This window comes from Vibrio wakamikoensis (assembly GCF_050337275.1).
Classification (GTDB): Bacteria; Pseudomonadota; Gammaproteobacteria; order Enterobacterales; family Vibrionaceae; genus Vibrio; species Vibrio chaetopteri.
On sequence record NZ_JAKJST010000013.1, the window covers coordinates 135,368 to 155,272 of the forward strand.

Consider the following 19,905-nt stretch of genomic DNA (forward strand, 5'->3'; position numbering starts at 1 on the left):
CATGTAATTAAAAACGCAGTTTAGTTATTGGCAGCTTCCAATCAGTGACCAAGAGGCGTCGCTTCCTAGAATCGAACTGGTATACCAATTGGCTCGATACTTACTGCCTTCATAAACCATTTCTTCACCTTCAAGCAAGTGCGTATTTGGACCGCCTTCGTAGTCAGCGTGAAGCCAGTTTGGATGAGTAGTGACGTTGTCACAAGATCCGGTAGGAGGAGTAACGTCTCCTTCAACTGGTTTCATTTCGAACCAATTTAAGTTCCAACCACCAGTTTTAACGAATAGCGCCACGGTATGTTGACCTGAATCCGGCAGTGAAATGGTATGAGTGATGTTTTGCCAGCTTTGCCATCCACCGGTACCACTTACCGTAATTTCACCATACGTTACGTTTCCACCGCCTTGCTCTATCTGAATCACACCAGCATTTGCGTGCTCAGAAGCGACTCGGTAAGTGATTTCGTACTTGCCTGCCTTAGGAGCATCAATGTCAAATGTTATCCAATCACCGTCATCGGTAAAGCCAAGGTTTTGGCCTCCACCTGCGTCGGTTGTATGTTCAAATTTTAACCCTTTCGCATAGCAAAAACTTTCCGCATCAATGCGACCCGGAAGGGCAGTTACGCTACAAGGACCCGTGAGATCGCTTTCGCCACCACCGCCTCCAGCACTCGTTGGCCAGTTAGAAATGATCTCTTTTACCTTCAAACCCGATTCCGTGTAGTTGCCCCAACTACCACCAGGAGTGAACATAGATGCGCCTTCTGCTTTGTCATTGACCGACCAGTTCGCATGGCTAATGTTGTATGTCTTGAACAGCTCCATCCAGGCATCTGTTTCACCTTGATTGACCGCACCATCACCATCTGCGTTAACGGTGCCCCACTCAGTAGCAAATAGGGCAATGCCATTGTTTAAGGCGGTGAGCACTTTGTTTCTCAGAGATTGACCGTGGGTGCCCGCGTAAAAGTGGATGGTATAAGCAATGTTAGGGCGATTAATAGGGTCGTAAGAGGCAATGTCCACATCTTGAGACCAGTTAGGCGTGCCGACGACGATGATTCCCGTAGGGTCAATAGCTCGAATCTTGTCGATGATGAACTCGGCATATGGCTTAATATCATTGCTCCAGCTGACTTGGAGTGGCTCGTTGTAGACCTCATAAATGATATTGTCATGGTGGCCATATTTGGTTGCTACGTGGGTAAAAAACGCTTCAGCACGAGCCCAGTCGTTATGAGCATAGTGACTGTGGAAATCAACGATGACATACATATCTTCAGCAATAGCGGCTTCGATAACGGTTTCGAGCCTTGCCATGTTACCACTCCAGTCATCTTCTAGACCCCCGGTTGCGCCATGGCCTATTGCAGCGCGGATTAACGTTGCCCCGAGTTCTGTCTTCGCAGCTTTAACATCCGCGGCAGTGTAGAATCGCTCTGCACCCCAATTGGTGTTGCTCCAGAATAAACTTGGGCCAGCAAAGCTCTGAGCGACGCCCCCAGCTAACACCTGGTTGCCAGAAACAGTGAGTGGTTCAACGGCATATGCCAACTGAGTGGAAGCTGCCAGTAACGTCAAGGAAAGAACTCTTTTTCCTATCGATAAATTACATAATTTAGTGCGTTTCATAACCAATGATTTCCTTATTAATGATGCGTTTCTTTCAATAATAAAAATAGCAATGGTAAGAAGAGGGTTAAAGTTTGTAATAGATGATAAATATGCGTTTGTAGGAATTTTGTGAACTTGTGTGGATGTGTATTGGAGAGCTTGAACCGTTAGTTGAATGTATCTGACTTTATTATTTGATTTAGATCACGCACGCTAGTAATAGTTGGTTTAAAAATAAAAGCCAACGTATGGTTACGTGGGCTTTTATTCTGGTTTTATAAGCTAGCCTTTATTAAATATAGAGCTTGTTGACTGACGAATTATTAAATCTATAGGTGGCATTCTAGCTTCATATTGGCCTTTTAAAACCATACTCAGAATAGAGTTTGCACATACAGTTCCTATCTCTTCAATCGGCTGCCTTAGCGTGGTGAGAGCGGGCGTAAAGTATTTTGAAGTCGGTAAGTCATCAAAACCAACCACGGAAACATCTTGAGGAACCTTAAGGCCGTTGTCATGCAGTGCCTTGATAGCACCATAGGCGGTAAGGTCATTGGCTGCAAAAATTGCGGAAAAATAGATGTTGGAGTCGATTAACTCTTTTGTTGCACTGTAGCCCAAATCCATACCAAAATCGCCTCTTTTGACCAGTTTGGAGTTGACCGGGATGCTGGCTTCACTAAGTGCCTGTTTATAACCTTCAAAACGTGCAGATGCATCAGGTTGTGATGATAATCCCTTGATATGAGCAATATTTTTGTGGCCTTGCTGGAGTAAATGAAGAGTAGCGATGTAACCACCCATGACATTATCAAGGTTAAGCGAACAAATGCTGTCTCCCTTAATATCGTAACCAACCGTAACAACAGGAATCGACTTCGCTGTCGAGATTATTTTTTGGTTGTCTAAGTTCCCAGTAACAATAATTATGCCGTCAACATTGCTTTTAATTAAGTAGTCAAGCGCATGATTTTCCAGCTTGTTTTGCCAGTGTCCAGAGGCCATAACTAAAGAGTAGCCTTTGCTTATCAGCGTCTTCTCCATATCGTTGACGATAGTAGAGGTATAAGGGCTATCTGGGTGTTGTACTAACACGCCGATAGTCATTGAACGTCGACTCAAATCCTGTTGCATTTGGAAACTAGGCTTGTATCCGGTCTTTTTAACCGCATCCTCAATGCGTTCACTTTTCTCATCTGATACGTAGGTGGTACGGTTAAGAAAGCGTGAGACAGTACTGGGTGACACACCGGCGAGTTTAGCCACATCGTAAACCGTGGCGGATTTTTTTTTCTTTTTCATTATTATGGCTTAAGCAGCATAGCGAAGGTATAAAGTGATATTAATATTATTACCCAATTTTTAGTTAGTTTGATTTACTCGATTTGTGCGGAGTATCAAGCTATTTCGTGTTTATGAAGATAGCTTGATATACCCAGCATATGGATCTTTCATAAGTGTAGTGAATGTAAGCTGTGTAACTAATCCTAACTATTGGCAGTTTTTTGTTTCATTCTTTCTCGCTGTATTTTTGTATTTTCCTTGACTATTTCAATTCTGGTAATGGTACTAATTTTTTATCTAGCGGAAGCTTGAAATTAGCGGTGAGTGTTAACTGTTTTTCTGCCATTTGTTCTAAACTAAGCCCATGTTGAGTGAGGGATTTAAATTTGTCAGCACTCGATTCTGATAGCGTGAAAATATCATTGACACTGCTTGTTACCTCACTGGCAACCGATTGATGTTCCGTTGTTGCTGAAGCGATGTTGGTACTGCGATTTTCAATGTCGTTAAGTAGAAGGTGTATGCCCTTTAGATTCTGTTCGACACTACCTGCTTGAGTGATACATTGGTTCATATCATGAGCACAAAGGTTGATTTGTGAGACCGCAAATTCAGCACTGGTTTGTAGCTGCTCTATTTTCTGCTTAATTTCAAAGGTCGAGTTGGTGGTTTTTGCAGCCAGTACTCGTACTTCATCAGCCACAACTGAAAATCCTCTTCCTTGTTCGCCCGCACGAGCGGCTTCAATGGCGGCATTGAGTGCCAGTAGGTTTGTTTGCTCTGAAATCCCTGAGATGACTTCCAAAATTGTTTCGATACTTGCAACTTCTTGTTCCAACTCTTCTATCGTCGCCGTTGACTCCGAAAGTCGAGAGGACAGAGTGCCTAGCAGATTAGCATTGGCATTAATCGCACTTTGTCCTTGAGAAGATAGGTCAACTGCTTCTGTTACAGTAGAAAGCGTATCGTTGGCAGATTGAGCAATTTCCTTGACAGCACATTCAATCTGCTTCATTGCGGTCGCAACTTGAGTGGTTTGCATCGTCTGACGCGTTATGTCTTCGGTAAGTTGGTCACTGGTTTGTTGGTTCTCAATAGATGCTTGATTAAGTTGATCTGCAGAGCTGCGCAATTGGAATATTACATCAGATAAGTGCTCTAAAACCAGGTTCACTTTGTTGGCAATGCTTCCAAACTCGTTGCGGCTCTGACATTCTACTTTTGCCGAGAGATCTTTTTGTGCTAGGTGTTCTAGTGCATTTTGTACTTGTTTGCTTGGCCTCCTAACTGAGGTAGCAAGGCGAATGGCAATAACAAGAGCAATGAGGATTGACGAAATAAGCACGCCAATCAAGACAGAAACCACGTGGTGAGCACTGGTTATCGCCTCCGTTTCTACGGTTTTTGTGCTCGAGTCTGCATAGTCAGAGAGCTGTTGAATGGCTGTTAGGTGAGTGTCGATTAATGTAGTTAAGTGTGCTCTTTGTGTCGATAGTTGGTCGAATAGGTCGTAAGCCTTAATATGCAGGCTCATTGCACCAGATTTACTAAATAGATGAGTTGAGAATAGTTTAGTTGCTTGTTCGGTAGAGCGAGAAAGAGCAGGGGAAGCGGTTTGTAACACATCGACGGCTTGTTGAAAGCGCTCTTGCCGAGAGGAGAAGCTGCGCTTTGATGCATTGAGCTCGACAATATCTTGCATTGAAAAGGCTTTGTTGGCATCTACGCTGAGCACACTCAGTTGTGATAGTAGACCTTGGATAGCAGCGCGCTCATTCGAATTGCTTGCATCGGATAATCCACTGACGAGATCAGATGTCAGTTGATTAACAATCGGCTGAAACTTAGATTGCTGGAAGTCATCCTGATCCTTGAGGTCGAGGAACTGTTCATACAAGCTGGTTACAGTCGCAATTTGTTTCAGTACTTCAGCACTTCCTGACTTAATAATAGAGAGTGTTTCTTGGGTACTTGTATTGGACTTTAGGTGTTGTAATATCCACTGTTCCTCGGTGTGATAGTGGGCGTTTTTGTCATTGATGTCCGCTGCTAAAGGTGCAAGCTCGTCGATATACATTGCGGCTAAATAGCGGGTGAGGCTTCGGTTTATATCAAGGAAAGCGATCGTTAACGCCGATGTATGCATCATGAGCGGCGTTGATTCATGGGTGATGGATTCAATTCGATCAGTCATTTTCGAAGTAGACTGAATCGCATACCAAGATGAAGCCATCATAATGGCGATAAGAATAAAGAAGCTAATGTAAATTCGAGTGACGATTGATGACAGTTTCATCGAATAAACTCCTAGGTGGTCAATACAAATGGTGTGAATGTGGAGTTCGTAGTGCAGACAAATAGTGGGAAAAAAGGGCCTGACTTGTCAGGCCCAAACAGTGGGAACCCTAGTTGTTAATTACCACCATGCTTCAAACATTGCGCCAGCTGCTAACGTATCAACTTTCTCAACGTCAGTTGCTTTAACGTCGCCTGCTGTTACGTAGAAGCGCAGCATTGGACGGCTCCATGGCAAACCACCAAGTGATACGTTTTGAGAGAGCGTCACTTTCCAACCTTTTTTCTCAGTGTTGTCATCGTGATCTTCCATCGCATAACCCGCTTCTAACCAGGTAGAATGAACGTCATCCCATTGGTACATAGGACGAGCAATAACAGAGTATTCATTGCGATCCGACGTGTCTTCACCGTTTAGTTGTTTAAAAGAGGCTAGGTAATCCACTTTAAATGCATCCGTCGGGCTAATACCACCTTCTAAACTCGCGTAGATGACTTTAAGATCATCGTTCAAATCGAAAGCGCTGTTGTCTGAGTTGTCCGCATACTTAAAAACGAACTTGTTTGATGCACCAAGACCCAACGTCGCACCCAGTTGCCAAGAATTATTGTCTTGAACAGATACATCCGCCTGCTTCGATGCAAAGCCGTAGTTAGCATAGAGATCCAGAGCGCCAATCCCTAAGTCAATGCCGTGTAGTTTTGACGTTAGTGCGTACTTGCCGTTGTCGTTGCCTAGTGCGCCCGTTTCAGAATCGACCTGACCCACTATACCCATATCAAGTTTGACACCACCAAGATTTAAGTTGTTGAAACCACCACCTTGACCATCATGTGACATCCAGAAGTAGTCGTTTAGCCCCTGTTGAGGACGTTGGTGGAAGTCACGACCAGCCCACATGTATAGCTCTGGTTGGCTTTCGAAGACATTAGTTACGCCTGCGTACATTTTCTTAAGGTTCACACCACCTTCTGAGCCCCAGGCGCGGTTGCCCCATTGGTCAAACATGGCAACAATGTCCCATACCGCGCCGTTATCTGCTTTTTTAGCGTACGCAAACTGGATTTCACCACCGTTTGCTTCGTTACCAAGACGACCCACTGAGCGACCAGAACTACCGACATCAATATAAGCTGAGTCGCTATCTGAATAGTGCATGCCATAACGAGCATAACCAGAGAAAATAAGGCCTTGAGGTGGCTCAAAATCCGGAGTGAGAACGGCTGGCTGTTGGTCATAAATATAATCCGTTTCTTGAACTTTAGTTTCCAGCTCTTGAATACGTTTTGTAAGCTCTTCAATTTGAGCCGAATTGTTACTTTCAGTTTCTGAAAAAGATGAAAAAGAGACCAGAGATGCAGCCACTGCTACGGCAACAGGAAGTTTTCTAAGATGGTACATACTATTTCCTTATAAGTTTATTTTGATACTTGGTTGTTTTTGTTATCAATAATCTTAAGGAATGAAATGAATGAAAATATAGATTGGCTTCACATCTAATTAGGGGCAATTAATCTATGAAACAAATTGATTTTCGATATTTGACCATAACCTGTTGATTTTATTGTGGTAATTTATCATATAAAAAGTTGAGGATGTTTTTGAATGCGGTTTCGTTTCATGGATTAGAAAGCGACCAATCACAGGTTTTTAAATTGATGCTATGTGTTAAATGATGATGGTTATGAAAGGTTTCAAAATCATGTAATATATGAAATATATATCATGATCATTATCAAATGATGATCTTGTGAGTGAGGTTATATGAGATTTTATTTTCATGGTTTGGGTGACGGTATGCGTTAATTAATAGTCTTCATTGAAAATTATATAATGATTCCACAAAGAGTATAGCTCGCTTAATTCGTATGGCATCATGGCAATTCCTTGTGTCGTACGCACCATTGCCAAAAGATGTGCTTATAGCCACTAGCAGGTAAGTCGATACTAGCTTGTCAGGGGGTGTGAGTTTTTCAAACCGAGTAAAAATAATAGAGCTGTGAGTTCATGCGAATTATGATTGCCCTAATCATATCTAAAAAACTCATTAATGCGACGGGTTTACGCCCACTAACCCACGCATGCCCCACGGAACCCACCGGTATGTCATAACCTTCAGGTTCGACGATCTTTAAACGGACGAAATGTGTTTTGTTATGAAGGTTTTTCTGTGCCACATTGTTTACATTTTGATCCCAACCAAACAAATTGCTTTGCGCTTCACCTGTTGCCTCAACAATCCCTTCTACTTCCGCTGCGAATATTTTCCCTGGATACACTGAGGAAGAGAACTCTGCTGGCGCGCCGAAAGCAATATTTCGAATAGCTTGATGATTCACTCTCATCAAAACATACTTTTCATCCGTGTACATTTGAATTCGGGGTAAGACCGAGACCCGTTGCCCTTCTCGTAGAATAAAGTTAGTGACAAAACCATCGGTCGGGGCTCGCACTTTTGTGCTTTTCAGATCCCAAGCGGCTTGGTCTTGAAGTTCAATCGATTTATCAAGTTCGGCAAGTCGCACCTCAATAGTGGATTGTGCCTTTTCGACACTAAAGCGTGCTTTAGATTTCTCGATTTCTAAAGCGGCCAGCTCAGCCTCATATGCCTCTAGAGCTAACTCAGAGTATTTGGTTAGACTAGCTTGCTTATCAATATCGCTTTGCGTGATTGAATTACTAGATGCTTTGTTCTGCTTTTTGTAGCGAGACAGCATAGCGGTTTGATAATCAAGATCGGTTGTAGCTCCATCTATTCGTGCCCTGGCTGTAATTATCTTCTGCTGGGCAGTCCCATAGGATGCGTGGGCTATATCAGTATCTTTATACGCTTGCTCAACGGCTAATTTTGCCGCTTCCGTGACCGCCACAGCATGAGTCAGCTTCGACTTATACAAGGTGTCATCGATTGTGTAAACCAACTGACCTTTGCTCACTATTTGATTGGGTTTGACCTCTATTGAGGTTACTTTTCCTGTCACATTGGTTGAATCTGGTCGAAGTTGGATATGAGGAGATTGAACCAACGCACCTCCCGATAAATCCATTGGAGCGTAGTTAAGTAAACCAACCCAGACAAACATTAACCAGCTTGTACCGCCAAGATAAGCGAAAACTTTAGTAAAGCGATTCCAAGGCATGCCAGCCCAACGCAAAAGATAGATGAATAGAGCCCAAACAGCTAAACCTTCTAACATATTATACCTCTCGATCGTTCAACTTGTTGTCTGACGCTCCGTGCCACGTATCTCTTATAGAAATTACGGCTTTTTCTAGATCAATAAATGCGAGGAAAACCGCGACTACCCAGACCCAATGCCATATAAACCCAATCCATGTTAGTACTGTGATAAGACCCACTTGGTTGTGATTTTGTCGGTGGGCTTTGTCGATAGGGAGTTCGTGGACTCGCCAAAAACCATATAAACCCGCTCCGACAGACGCAAGCAATGCAACCAATGCCACAATGTGTATAGCGAAGTCAGCACTGGTTCCTACGAATAAAGGACTTTGCTGTAAAACCATGGTTTTACCTCTTGTCATGAATTTGAGCGAATTCTGCTTTGATACTTGCATCAATAAATGATTAGTGACATTTTATGTTCATTGTATACAGATGTTGATGTAAAGTGTTATGAATAGGGTGTGCTTTGTAAGAGCGTTTGATTTTATCGATTTCTATAAACAGGTGCTAAATCGTTATCGGCTTGCCCCAGAACAACTGTCAATTCCGCCTCAAGTTTTTAAAGACTCAATGTCACTGGTGCCTTTGAACGAACTTTCTAAGCTGTATGAGGAGCTTGACGCACTTGTGCCTGACCATGACTTTGTCATCAATACCATGGCTGATTTACCGATAAACAGATTGGGTTCACTGGGAAGGTGGGTACTTTCCGCGACTGACTTCGCTATGTGTTTGCGTCGTTTAAGCAATGGTATGCCTTGCACCAACTCGGGGGCGAACTTGAGTACTGCAATCGTGGGGAACATCGTAAAGTGGACATACACGACCACATCATTAAGCAATATTGCTCAGATTCATGACAGCATTCGTCACTGCCTTTTTCTGCTCAAAATCATGCAATATTACCTCGGTGAAGATTACAAACCGCATAGGGTGTTTCTTTGCGGATATCGTGACAACAGCGCTGTCTATGAGGATATTTTCGGCTGTGATGTCACATGGGGCAGTGCTCAATCGGAGATTTGGTTTCCTTCACATTATCGATTTCTTCCCTTTCAAACTCAATCGAGGCTGAGCTCTAATCTCGCAATGACCTATAGCGATTTAGATAACCTGCTTGATATGCCCAACCCAGATGACAGTATCAAAACGATATCAGAGTTAATCAAGTACAGTCGCCACTATGGATTCCCTACTATTTCTAGGGTATCGACGCTTGCAGGGTGTTCGATACAGCAACTACAAAGGGAGCTAACTAAGAGAGATTTGAGCTATAGAGTGCTAAGCGGTCACGTTTTAAGTCATTTTGCTATCGAGCAAATGTTGTTGGGTCATCCCCCCAAATTTGTTGCTGAATCCATTGGCTATGACAATGTAGCGAGTTTCAATAGAATGTTTAAGAATCAAAGGGGGTTAACACCGAAACAGTTTTTAGGTCAAATTGAATGATGATTTGGTGCTTGGTTGCAGGATTCGCAATTCAAGGTTGCATCACTTTCTGTTCTCCTACATTCGGCGATTAGTGATAATCGATGTCACTGCAAAATCGTGTGACAATGGAGAATGTATGGCACACATAGACACCCTAAACCAAAATTTGACCAATAACCGGACGATTGGTTATGTCTTTTCTTTGATTAGAGTTTACTACGGATATCTATGGTTTATCGCTGGTTACAATAAACTAACTTCTGATTTCAGTATCGTAGGCTTTTTCAATTACTTTGTGCTTAGCGAACACAGCATCGTGCAATTTCAAGCCGCAAAAGGGGAGTGGGGCGCATCCATCTGGCTTTGGTTTGTTGAAAGCTTGTTTATACCGCTAGCGCCGATGCTCAATATCCTTATCCCAGTATTAGAAGTGTTCATCGGTATTTTGCTGATCATTGGTTATTATCGCGTGTTGATTTGCTATGTTGCCTGTTTTCTAAACTTCACTTTTATAATGTCAGGCGTCGTTTGGCCTGGTATACATTTTGTTTTCTTTCAACTGCTCATTGCATACTCAAAAAATGCACACGAAATAAGCTTAGATAACTACCTCATTTGGCGTCGTGAACAAACTTTAATTCATCAGTAAAAGGTAATATATTTCAAATCGTTAATAGGTCGGTGCTGTGAGTTTGCTTGCAACCAAACTGTGATAATCTGCAGAGATAAACAGGGAGGTTGTAATGAACACCAATGATATAGAAGCCTTTGTTACCGTCGTAGAGTACAAAAGTTATACACGAGCATCGACCCACCTAAGCTTATCCCCCTCGGCTTTAAGTCGCCGAATTCAATCGCTGGAAAAGTCGCTGCAATCTCAATTATTGATTCGTGATTCGCACGGTATCACATTGACGCAAAGCGGTGAGTTGTTTCTTAAACATGCGCAAGCTATTGTGAACAAAATTGGACAGGCGACACGAGAAATTCGCAGTCATCAATCAGAATTCTCGGGTGAGCTTACGGTATTTTCCTCGCTTGGAATGGCAAAGTTGGTTATGCCAGTTGTCAATGATCTATCGAAAAATGCTCCGCAAATGACGGTTAATTGGGTGTTAAGCGAAGGAAGGCAGGCTCAGTTAAATAGAGTAGTCTATGATGTCATGCTGCATATTGATACGCCGAATGACTGCGAGATGATTGGCCAATATCTTGGAGATGTAGAGTTGGATTTTTATGCTAGCCCAATGTACCTCGCGCAAAACGGGAGAATTGGCACCACCGACGATATCGATCGACTGGGCATTATTTACTCCTCGGCGGATCCGGATGCAACAAAAAATTGGAAGCTTACCATTGGAGGAGAAGTTAAAATCATTGAACTTAAGCCCAGGTACAACGTTGGCAGCCCTGAACTTGCTTTAGAGCTCGCACTTTCAAATCATGGTATTGCTAGGTTACCCAAATTTCTAGCTGAAGAACTAGTAAAGCAAGGAAAGCTCGCTCTTGCGTGTATCGAGCCACAACAGTTTTCATTTGCTATCTACGCTATTTATCCCAGTAGAGAGTACTTGCCTAAAAAGTCTCGATTGTTTATTGAGAATGTCAGATTAGTCCTTGATAAGTTAGGGAGCTCTAATTAACCAGCAGGCTTTGTTTCCGAAGCATAATTAACTAAATCAGAATCTTACGATCAGTTTCATGATATTCGTTCACTAATTTTGATGTCATGCTGAAGTCTCGCTACAAAGCAGCTGACTAGCGCATGCACTTTGGCCGATATCAACAACAAAGCCGTGTGGCATTTCTACCCACTTCCAATAACCTGATCTCTTTATTCTGATTACTCCCATTCACTATTTATCCTCTGGTAGAGCAACTCACGACCTGTCAATACCGTTTGTCGCACGTATAAGAGCCGTCGAGATAATCACTTTATCTTGGTGCTTAGAAACTCAGAGCCGAAGGAAAGCGTTATGAATGGTAAGAACATAAGAATCGTATTGAGATGGACACATATAGCATTAGCACTACTGGTTGGTGCTGCGTTCTACTCGCCGTTAGCAAGTAATGAAGCATATGTGGCCGCGACGCTATGGGGGTTCATCCCAGCGCTTGCTTTGACAGGTGTTGGTATGTGGAAGCAGTCGTTGGTTATGAGATGTTTAAAGCCAGTGAGCAAGAGAGCGCATCAATAGCAGAAAGAATTCGCGAGTACTGATACATCTCGCGTGTGTACTTTTTTGGTTTAAGGTCGCAAACGAAGTTGGATGAGTTCAAGTCTGAACTTGCCAGATTTCTTGTCAGCGATTCGTGACATTCATGGCAATGTTCAAGTGATGTGAAGCGTACCTCTGACGGTAAGTGGGTGGTGAGAGAGGGGGATCGACCATGTTAAATAGCGCGTTAATGTGAGTCGTTCAAGTTAACTCAAATTCTAAAAGCCCGCTTCATGTTGAGCGGGCTTAGTTATATGTGTTGCTATAAAAGCTAGATGACATGAAGTCACTGCTTTGCTATTGCGCGGCACGTTTCGATACCTCGTGACGATAAACGCGCATACCCGTTCTTGTATTTTCATACACGGCCGATTCATTAAGGTATGACCAAGCATGGATATCGGTATGAGTTTGTGCTGCTAGTCTTTCAATGACTGAATCAATGTTACGACCCGCATAGTCTTTAGTTGGTACAAATAAATTTTTAATCACTGACAACATATTAACATTTCTTGTAATTTTGTTACCAAAGTTAGTGGATTAACTATACTATGAAACAAAAGTGTGATCAATGTCCGTAATTTACTTCCATTGAACTTTAATTTGGCGTAACTGTTAATTCAGAGATTAGCTGATAAGAGGAGCATTAGAGCTAGGGAAGAGAAGTGAGCGTTGCCTTACTACCTTGCCTTCACAACTCGCTATTACTACTAGGCACCTGTATCCCTTCCATATCGACAGCACCTCTCTTTCTACGAATAGAAATTTATTTGAACACTTAAAGTGAGCCGAAAAACGACAATGTATGTCTGCACATACCGTTTTTTTGTTTGGCCTTTTCTTTTTTTTGCTTATCAAATTCGAATCTCATTACTCCGAGCAAATTATCAATATAGTAGCTCCAGATGTTACCGGTAACCACCCTGTGACCAACGATTAATATCAAGCTCTAGGTCTAGTTTTCGATGTTGAGAAAATCGTTTGTTTGGTCACTAACTGTAAAAGTAAAGTGAATCACGGAGTCAAACATGACAATGGAAAATAGCTGGGAAGGAGTTATTCCTCCAGTTCCAACGGCCATCGATGCGACGGGACAGTTTGTACCGAAAGACATGGCTATATTAATCGATCACATAGTGGAGTCTGAGGTAAACGGGATGCTATTTCTCGGTACCATTGGCGAGTTTAGCGCGATGCCAAAGGAACAGAGAAAGCAAATTGCTGAATTTTGTATTCAACATACCAATAAGCGTAAACCCGTCATGATTGGTGTGGCTGCTCACTCGATTGCTGAAACGATTGAACTCGCACAGCATGCGGAAGAGGCTGGTGCAGATGCGGTCATCGTCGTCAATCCGTCATATGTGAAATACAGTGATGAAGGGCTTTACCTTTATTACCGCTCCGTCGCTGAGTCGATACATGCACCAGTATTTCTGTATAACTTCCCTAAGCTAACATCTCAATTTCTATCGGTAGAACTTGTTGAGCGCCTTGCGAACGATGTCGAGAACATCATCGGCATCAAAGATACCGTTGATGAGATTGTAAGCACACGTAACTATGTGATGAAGGTAAAGGCGAAACATCCTAACTTCCGTATCTTGTCTGGGTTTGATGAGCATTTGGCTAACAATTTGCTCATTGGTGGTGACGGCGCGATTCCTTCTTCCTCCAATTTCGCGCCAAGTCTGACGTGCGGTGTGTATCAAGCCTTCCAAAAGGGAGACTGGGACACGTTTATGAACCAGCATCGTCGAGTGTCTGAGCTTAGTGAGATGTACCAGATTCAGGCGCCATTCTTTCCAGTCGTCAAAGCAGCGATCAACTTAGTTGGGGTCGAGTTCAGTCAAGGCACGATGGCTCCTTGCGATTCAATCTCTGACAGCGCTGCCGTTCGCATTCGTGAACTATTGCAAACCACCAACATCATCAAAGGGTAAAAAATGGAAAAGATCTCCCTCAAAGAAAAAATCGGCTACGGCTTGGGTGATACGGCTTGTGGATTTATCTGGAACGCAACCATGATACTTCTTGCGTTCTTTTACACTGATGTTTTCGGCATACCTGCTGGGATAATGGGGACATTGTTTCTTGTCTCTCGTATTCTGGATGCGATTACAGACCCTCTAATGGGATCGTTGGTCGATAGAACTCGCACCAGGTTTGGACGCTTCCGTCCTTTCCTATTGTGGGGTGCCATACCGTTTGCACTTACGAGTATGGCGACCTTCTATACGCCGGACTTCTCTGAGACAGGTAAGATTATCTACGCCTGCATCACCTATATCTCGTTGACGCTGGTGTATACCTTTATCAACGTTCCATATTGTGCGATGCCAGGAGCGATCACCAATGATCCACAAGAACGTCACTCGTTACAATCAGTTAGATTCTTCTGTGCAGCGGCTGGTGGCCTTGTTATTTCCGGTGTTGCGCTACCGTTAGTAGACATTATCGGTCAGGGTGATGCACAACGAGGCTATTTTGGCGCAATGTGTATTTTGGGTGTCGTTGGCGCCATCCTACTGACAATTAGCTTTAAGACGACACGCGAAAGAAACGTGTTTGATGAAGAAAGCTCAGTTAACGTTTCTAAGGACTTTAAGTTACTGTTTGCTAACCGTGAATGGCGCATCATGTGTCTGTTTAAATCCATGGCAACGTGTTCAAACGTTATTCGTGGTGGTGTGACGCTGTACTTTGTTAAGTACGTAATGGAGCGCCCAGAGCTGACCAGTCAGTTCCTGTTGTACGGAAGTATTGCTGCGATGCTGGGATCGCTTCTATCGGCACATTTACTCGCTAAGTATGACCGAATCCAATCGTTCAAGATCATTATCATCGTTTACTCAATTCTGAGCTTGGCACTGTACTTTGCACCAGCGGAATACACGGTAATGCTGTTTGCTATCAACATTGTTTACCTATTTATCTTCAACACAACAACACCGGTGCAATGGCTAATGGCCTCTGACGTGATTGACTATGAAGAAGTAAGAAGTGGCCGTCGACTAGATGGGCTGGTCTTCGCGACATACCTGTTCAGCCTAAAAATGGGATTGGCAATCGGTGGTGCGTTAATCGGCTGGGTTCTCGCATGGATGAGTTATGACGCCTCACTCGATGTTCAACCAGACAATATTCTACAAACTATTAAGTTCTTGTTCTGTGTCGCGCCAGTAATTCTCTACGCGGGTATGTACTACATGCTGTCCATATACAGACTAGATACCAAAACAATTAACGAGGTCGCTGCGACTCTTGAAGCGAAACGCAAGAATCAGACGACAGACAATGACCAAGAAGAACTCACACCTGCAGTTGCTAAGTAAGGAACCCACAATGATCAATAATCCAATTCTTAAAGGCTTTCACCCAGACCCATGTATTTGCCGAGCAGGGGATGACTACTACATCGCAACATCAACGTTTGAGTGGTTTCCGGGCGTGCGTATTTTCCACTCTAAGGATCTGAAAAACTGGAAACTGGCGTCGATGCCGCTCGATACGGTAGAAAAGTTGGACATGAAAGGTAACCCTGATTCAGGCGGCATCTGGGCACCGGCACTTAGCTATGCTGACGGTAAATTCTGGCTACTGTATACCGATGTAAAAGTCATCGATGCACCATGGAAAAATGGTCGTAACTATCTAGTAACCGCGGACAATATCGAAGGTCCTTGGAGTGACCCGATCCCGATGGGTAATGGTGGCTTTGACCCTTCGTTACACCACGGTGAAGATGGTAAGAAGTACTACGTTTATCGAACTTGGGGGCCACGAAATCACAGCGACCCAATCAACGAGATCGTGATTCAAGAGTACGATCCAGAGACACATAAGTTTGTCACAGACCGACGCTCAATCTTTGATGGCACCGATCTCAAGTACACGGAAGCACCACACATCTACAAAAAGGATGATTATTTCTATCTCATCACTGCAGAGGGTGGCACGAGCTTTGAACATCATGTAACAGTTGCTCGCTCTAAAGACATCTATGGATCTTATGAGCTGTCTCCGCATGGTGCCCTTATGTCTACGTGGCACACACCAAACAACCCACTGCAAAAAGCAGGTCACGGGTCATTGGTAGAGACTCCTGATGGCGAATGGTATATCACCTATCTAGTGAGTCGCCCACTTAAGTTCCCTGGCCGTCCAAGACTTGCAAGATGGGGGCGCGGAGCATGTTCTATGGGCCGTGAGACGGGCATTGACCGTTTGGAGTGGAAAGATGGCTGGCCGATGGTGGTCGGTGGTAACTTTGCAAAACTTGAGATACCAGAAGCCGACTTCGGCGTTACAAGCGAAGCTGAAAGTGAAGCGATTTATGATGACTTTAGCAGTGAGTCGCTACAAGGTCATTGGCAAACGCTGCGTATTCCGTTTAGCGATAAACTGGGCAGCCTAAATGAACGCGAAGGCTACCTGCGTTTGCGTGGTAACGACAGTCTGTTATCTCTGTTTGAGCAGTCAACGGTGGCAACTCGTTGGCGACACCATGAGTTTGTCGCTTCTACCAAGCTAGAGTTTAACTCTACCAACTTCCAGCAATCAGCAGGCCTTTGTTGCTACTACAACACCAGCAACTGGACTTACCTTGCGGTTGAATTTGACGAAGAACTCAAGAAGAACTGTATTCGTGTTATGCAGGTAGACAAGCAAGCGGCGAGCTTCCATATGTACGATGAGCCAATTATCGTACCGCATGATACGACGTCAATTTGGATGCGAGTCAATGTCAATGGATTGACGTATCAGTACAGCTACTCTTTCGACGGAACAAATTGGCATGACGTGCCAGTAGTGTTTGATGCTTGGCGTCTATCTGATGATTACATTGATGGTCGTGGCTTCTTTACCGGCGCCTTTGTCGGTTTGCATTGCGCGGATATCAGTGGCTTTGGCTGCCATGCTGATTTTGAGGAATTTAGCTATGAGCCGAAATAACGATCGCCCCAATGTGCGCTTTCGTTCGCAAGATTGGTTTTGCAACGAAGAACACATTGACTTAGCAGCGCTCTACTCTGAGCGATTTATGAACTCGGGATTGACCCCTGAGGAGCTGCATTCGGGTAAACCCATCATAGGTATTGCTCAATCAGGGAGTGATATGTCGCCTTGCAATCGCGTGTTGCTAGAGCTGTCATCTCGCATTAAAGATGGCATTCGAGAGGCGGGGGGAATTCCTTTGGAATTCCCAACACATCCACTATTTGAAAACTGCAAGCGCCCAACGGCAGCGCTTGACCGTAACTTAGCTTATCTTTCATTAGTGGAGATCCTTTACGGTTACCCAATCGATGCAGTCGTGCTAACCACGGGCTGTGACAAAACCACGCCTTCAGCGGTGATGGCAGCATCGACGGTAGACATTCCCGCTATCGTGTTCTCCGGTGGTCCCATGCTAGATGGCCACCATGAGGATAAGTTAGTAGGCTCGGGAACAGTCATTTGGCAATCGCGTAGAAAGCTTGCTGCTGGGGAGATTGATGAGCAGCAGTTTATGGATCTTGCTATGAAGTCTGCGCCTTCAGTTGGTCACTGCAATACCATGGGCACGGCCTCAACGATGAACGCGATGGCGGAAGCTCTAGGTCTTACTTTACCCGGCAGTGCAGCTATACCTGCTGCTTATAGGGAAAGGGGACAGATGGCCTATTACACTGGGAAGCAGATTGTAGAGATGGCGTATCAGGATTTAAGACCGTCGAAGATTTTGACCAAACCCGCCTTTTTGAATGCGATTCGAGTGAACTCTGCGATTGGTGGTTCTACTAATGCTCAGCCGCATTTGGTCGCGATGGCGAAACATGCTCAAATTGAGATAACCGCAGAGGATTGGGAACAATACTCACATAAAATTCCGCTACTCGCCAACGTGCAACCTTCGGGGGAATATTTGTGTGAAGCGTTTCATCGAGCAGGAGGTGTTCCTGCGGTGATGTGGGAGCTGTTGCAAAACGACCAGCTTGATGGAAATGCGCTGACGGTTACGGGCAGGACGATCAGCCAAAACCTTGAGGGTCGAGAAACGAATGACCGTAAGGTGATTTATCCATATTCTGAGCCACTGAAACACAACGCTGGCTTTATCGTAATGAAGGGCAACTTGTTTGACTTCGCGATTATGAAAACCAGTGTAATCACGGATGAATTCAGACAAAAGTATCTGCAAGTCCCTGGCAAGGAAGGCGTGTTTGAGGCGAGAGCCATCGTCTTCGATGGTTCCGAGGACTACCATAGACGTATCGATGATCCGAGTCTGAATATCGATGAAAATTGCATATTGGTCATTCGCGGCTGCGGACCTCTTGGCTGGCCTGGCTCTGCTGAAGTCGTCAACATGCAACCACCCAAGCATCTGTTAGAGCGTGGTATTCAAAGCCTACCGACTTTGGGGGATGGCAGGCAATCTGGTACCTCAGACAGCCCTTCGATTCTGCATGCGTCTCCGGAAAGCGCAGCGGGTGGTGGATTAGCCTATCTTGATACTGGGGATAGGATTCAAGTTGACCTCAATAAAGGCCGGTGCAACGTCTTAGTTTCTGAGCAAGAGTGGCAGCAGAGAAAAGCATCACGAGGTCTACCATCAGTGCCTGCAAGTCAGACCCCTTGGCAAGAGATTTATCGTCAATCGGTAACACAAATGGATGAAGGTGCGGTGTTCGATAGTGCTCTTAAATTTGATAGGTTGTCTAAGACGCTTCCAAGACACAATCACTAGAGTATTGTGTTAGCTCTAATACAGTGAACAAGCGCGTGAATGAGTTTCACGCGCTTTTTTATTTTAGCGAAACGACCAGTGTTAACGAAACCAAAAAAAGCGGCGCCGCTTAATCGTTATCACTTTTTATTAACGACTAGAGGTCTTTGTAAGGTGAGATCGTTTGAATGCGACCATTTTCATCATGAACAAGCTCTGTCATCTTGATGCAGCGCAAATGTGTTTGACCACCTGACAGCGAACTATCGTGATAAAACAAATACCATTTGCCTTGATACTGGGCTACGGAATGATGTGTAGTCCAACCGACGACTGGCTCTAGGATAACGCCTTGATAGGTGAAGGGACCATAAGGCGAGTCACTGGTCGCATAGACGATTTTGTGAGTGTCACCAGTTGAGTATGAGAAGTAGTACTTGCCATTGTGTTTATGCATCCACGGGCCTTCGAAGTAGCGACGCTCGTTATCACCAGCTAACAAAGGTTCACCATTTTCGTCGATGATCACCAGATCCCTAGGCGTTTCTGTCAAATCAACCATTGAACCAGCAAGTTTAGCAACTAATGGACAAAGCGCTGTTTGATCATGTGAAGGGTATTGCTCGTCGCCAAACTTACCTTCAGTCCAGTTTTGAAGTTGCCCGCCAGAGATCCCGCCAAAGTAGATATAGTATTGGTCATCATCATCTTGGAAAACGGCTGGATCAATACTAAAGGTGCCTTCGATATGGGTATCTTCAGGGATGAATGGCCCGGTTGGACTATCACTAACCGCTACACCAATGTGGAACACGCCTTGATAGTTTTTAGCAGGAAAATAGAGGTAGTATTTGCCGTCTTTTTGCGCAGCATCAGGTGCCCACATTTGTCGTTCAGCCCATTTAACATCATTGATGTCGAGGGCATTACCATGGTCTGTGGTGATTCCACCCACGTCATCAAGTGAAATGACATGGTAATCACGCATATCAAAGTGATCCCCTGCGTCGTTTTGCGGCATCTCGCTCTCTACATCGTGGGAAGGATAGATGTAGATTTTATTGTTAAAGACATGCGCCGAAGGGTCAGCAGTATAGATATGCGTTACCAGTGGCTCTGATATTGCTTTTGTCGGTTTTTTTTCAGCGGTAGCATGGGTCAT

At 44.2% G+C, this 19,905-nt stretch carries 16 protein-coding genes; 8 read left to right on the top strand and 8 right to left on the bottom strand.

Going from position 1 to position 19,905, the window contains the following annotated elements:
• Positions 1-24: 24 nt before the first annotated feature.
• The 6 genes from L4C42_RS03730 to L4C42_RS03755 all read right to left on the bottom strand — a co-directional run bounded on the left by L4C42_RS03730 (position 25) and on the right by L4C42_RS03755 (position 8,722).
• A complete protein-coding gene (locus tag L4C42_RS03730; RefSeq protein WP_429759371.1) occupies positions 25-1,584 on the bottom strand; it encodes a cellulase family glycosylhydrolase in 1,560 nt (519 codons plus the stop codon).
• 315 nt (positions 1,585-1,899) lie between these two features.
• Positions 1,900-2,919, bottom strand: a complete 1,020-nt coding sequence (locus tag L4C42_RS03735; RefSeq protein WP_353496398.1) for a LacI family DNA-binding transcriptional regulator — start codon at positions 2,917-2,919, stop codon at positions 1,900-1,902.
• 244 nt (positions 2,920-3,163) lie between these two features.
• On the bottom strand, positions 3,164-5,197 hold the full coding sequence (locus tag L4C42_RS03740) for a methyl-accepting chemotaxis protein (RefSeq protein WP_429759374.1): 2,034 nt from the start codon (positions 5,195-5,197) through the stop codon (positions 3,164-3,166).
• 120 nt (positions 5,198-5,317) lie between these two features.
• The gene (locus tag L4C42_RS03745; protein WP_353496396.1) at positions 5,318-6,598 is read right to left on the bottom strand and encodes a carbohydrate porin; all 1,281 of its coding nucleotides are present in this window, start codon (positions 6,596-6,598) and stop codon (positions 5,318-5,320) included.
• Positions 6,599-7,170: 572 nt separating this feature from the next.
• Entirely contained in the window at positions 7,171-8,394 is a 1,224-nt protein-coding gene (locus L4C42_RS03750) for an HlyD family secretion protein (RefSeq protein WP_353496395.1), read from the bottom strand.
• 1 nt (position 8,395) lies between these two features.
• Positions 8,396-8,722, bottom strand: a complete 327-nt coding sequence (locus L4C42_RS03755; RefSeq protein ID WP_353496394.1) for an MFS transporter — start codon at positions 8,720-8,722, stop codon at positions 8,396-8,398.
• Positions 8,723-8,831: 109 nt separating this feature from the next.
• On the opposite strand from L4C42_RS03755, the gene L4C42_RS03760 reads away from it, so the two are divergent.
• The 4 genes from L4C42_RS03760 (at position 8,832) to L4C42_RS03775 (ending at position 12,010) form a co-directional block, all read left to right on the top strand.
• Complete coding sequence (locus L4C42_RS03760) at positions 8,832-9,830, top strand: AraC family transcriptional regulator (RefSeq protein WP_418642146.1); 999 nt, start codon at positions 8,832-8,834, stop codon at positions 9,828-9,830.
• A 118-nt stretch (positions 9,831-9,948) separates the two neighbouring features.
• Entirely contained in the window at positions 9,949-10,461 is a 513-nt protein-coding gene (locus L4C42_RS03765) for a hypothetical protein (protein WP_353496392.1), read from the top strand.
• A 94-nt stretch (positions 10,462-10,555) separates the two neighbouring features.
• Complete coding sequence (locus L4C42_RS03770) at positions 10,556-11,455, top strand: LysR family transcriptional regulator (protein ID WP_429759378.1); 900 nt, start codon at positions 10,556-10,558, stop codon at positions 11,453-11,455.
• Between the two features lie 333 nt (positions 11,456-11,788).
• On the top strand, positions 11,789-12,010 hold the full coding sequence (locus L4C42_RS03775; protein ID WP_353496390.1) for a hypothetical protein: 222 nt from the start codon (positions 11,789-11,791) through the stop codon (positions 12,008-12,010).
• Between the two features lie 318 nt (positions 12,011-12,328).
• Here the strand turns inward: L4C42_RS03775 and L4C42_RS03780 are convergent, their stop codons facing one another.
• On the bottom strand, positions 12,329-12,532 hold the full coding sequence (locus tag L4C42_RS03780) for a hypothetical protein (protein ID WP_353496389.1): 204 nt from the start codon (positions 12,530-12,532) through the stop codon (positions 12,329-12,331).
• A gap of 527 nt (positions 12,533-13,059) precedes the next feature.
• Here L4C42_RS03780 and L4C42_RS03785 point away from each other — a divergent pair.
• Genes L4C42_RS03785 through L4C42_RS03800 form a run of 4 tightly spaced genes read left to right on the top strand, consistent with a single transcriptional unit; the run spans position 13,060 to position 18,764 of the window.
• Positions 13,060-13,974 (top strand): dihydrodipicolinate synthase family protein, encoded by a 915-nt coding sequence (locus L4C42_RS03785; protein WP_353496388.1) that lies wholly within the window; start codon positions 13,060-13,062, stop codon positions 13,972-13,974.
• A 3-nt stretch (positions 13,975-13,977) separates the two neighbouring features.
• On the top strand, positions 13,978-15,366 hold the full coding sequence (locus L4C42_RS03790; RefSeq protein WP_418642147.1) for a glycoside-pentoside-hexuronide (GPH):cation symporter: 1,389 nt from the start codon (positions 13,978-13,980) through the stop codon (positions 15,364-15,366).
• 10 nt (positions 15,367-15,376) lie between these two features.
• Positions 15,377-16,987, top strand: a complete 1,611-nt coding sequence (locus L4C42_RS03795; protein WP_429759381.1) for a glycoside hydrolase family 43 protein — start codon at positions 15,377-15,379, stop codon at positions 16,985-16,987.
• Positions 16,974-18,764 carry an IlvD/Edd family dehydratase gene (locus L4C42_RS03800; protein WP_353496385.1) on the top strand — a complete coding sequence of 597 codons (1,791 nt, stop codon included), beginning with the start codon at positions 16,974-16,976 and terminating at the stop codon, positions 18,762-18,764. Before L4C42_RS03795 ends, L4C42_RS03800 begins: the two co-directional genes overlap by 14 nt.
• Positions 18,765-18,900: 136 nt before the next feature.
• On the opposite strand, the gene L4C42_RS03805 is transcribed toward L4C42_RS03800, so the two are convergent.
• Positions 18,901-19,905, bottom strand: coding sequence for a glycoside hydrolase family 43 protein (locus L4C42_RS03805; RefSeq protein ID WP_353496384.1), 1,005 nt, complete (start codon positions 19,903-19,905; stop codon positions 18,901-18,903).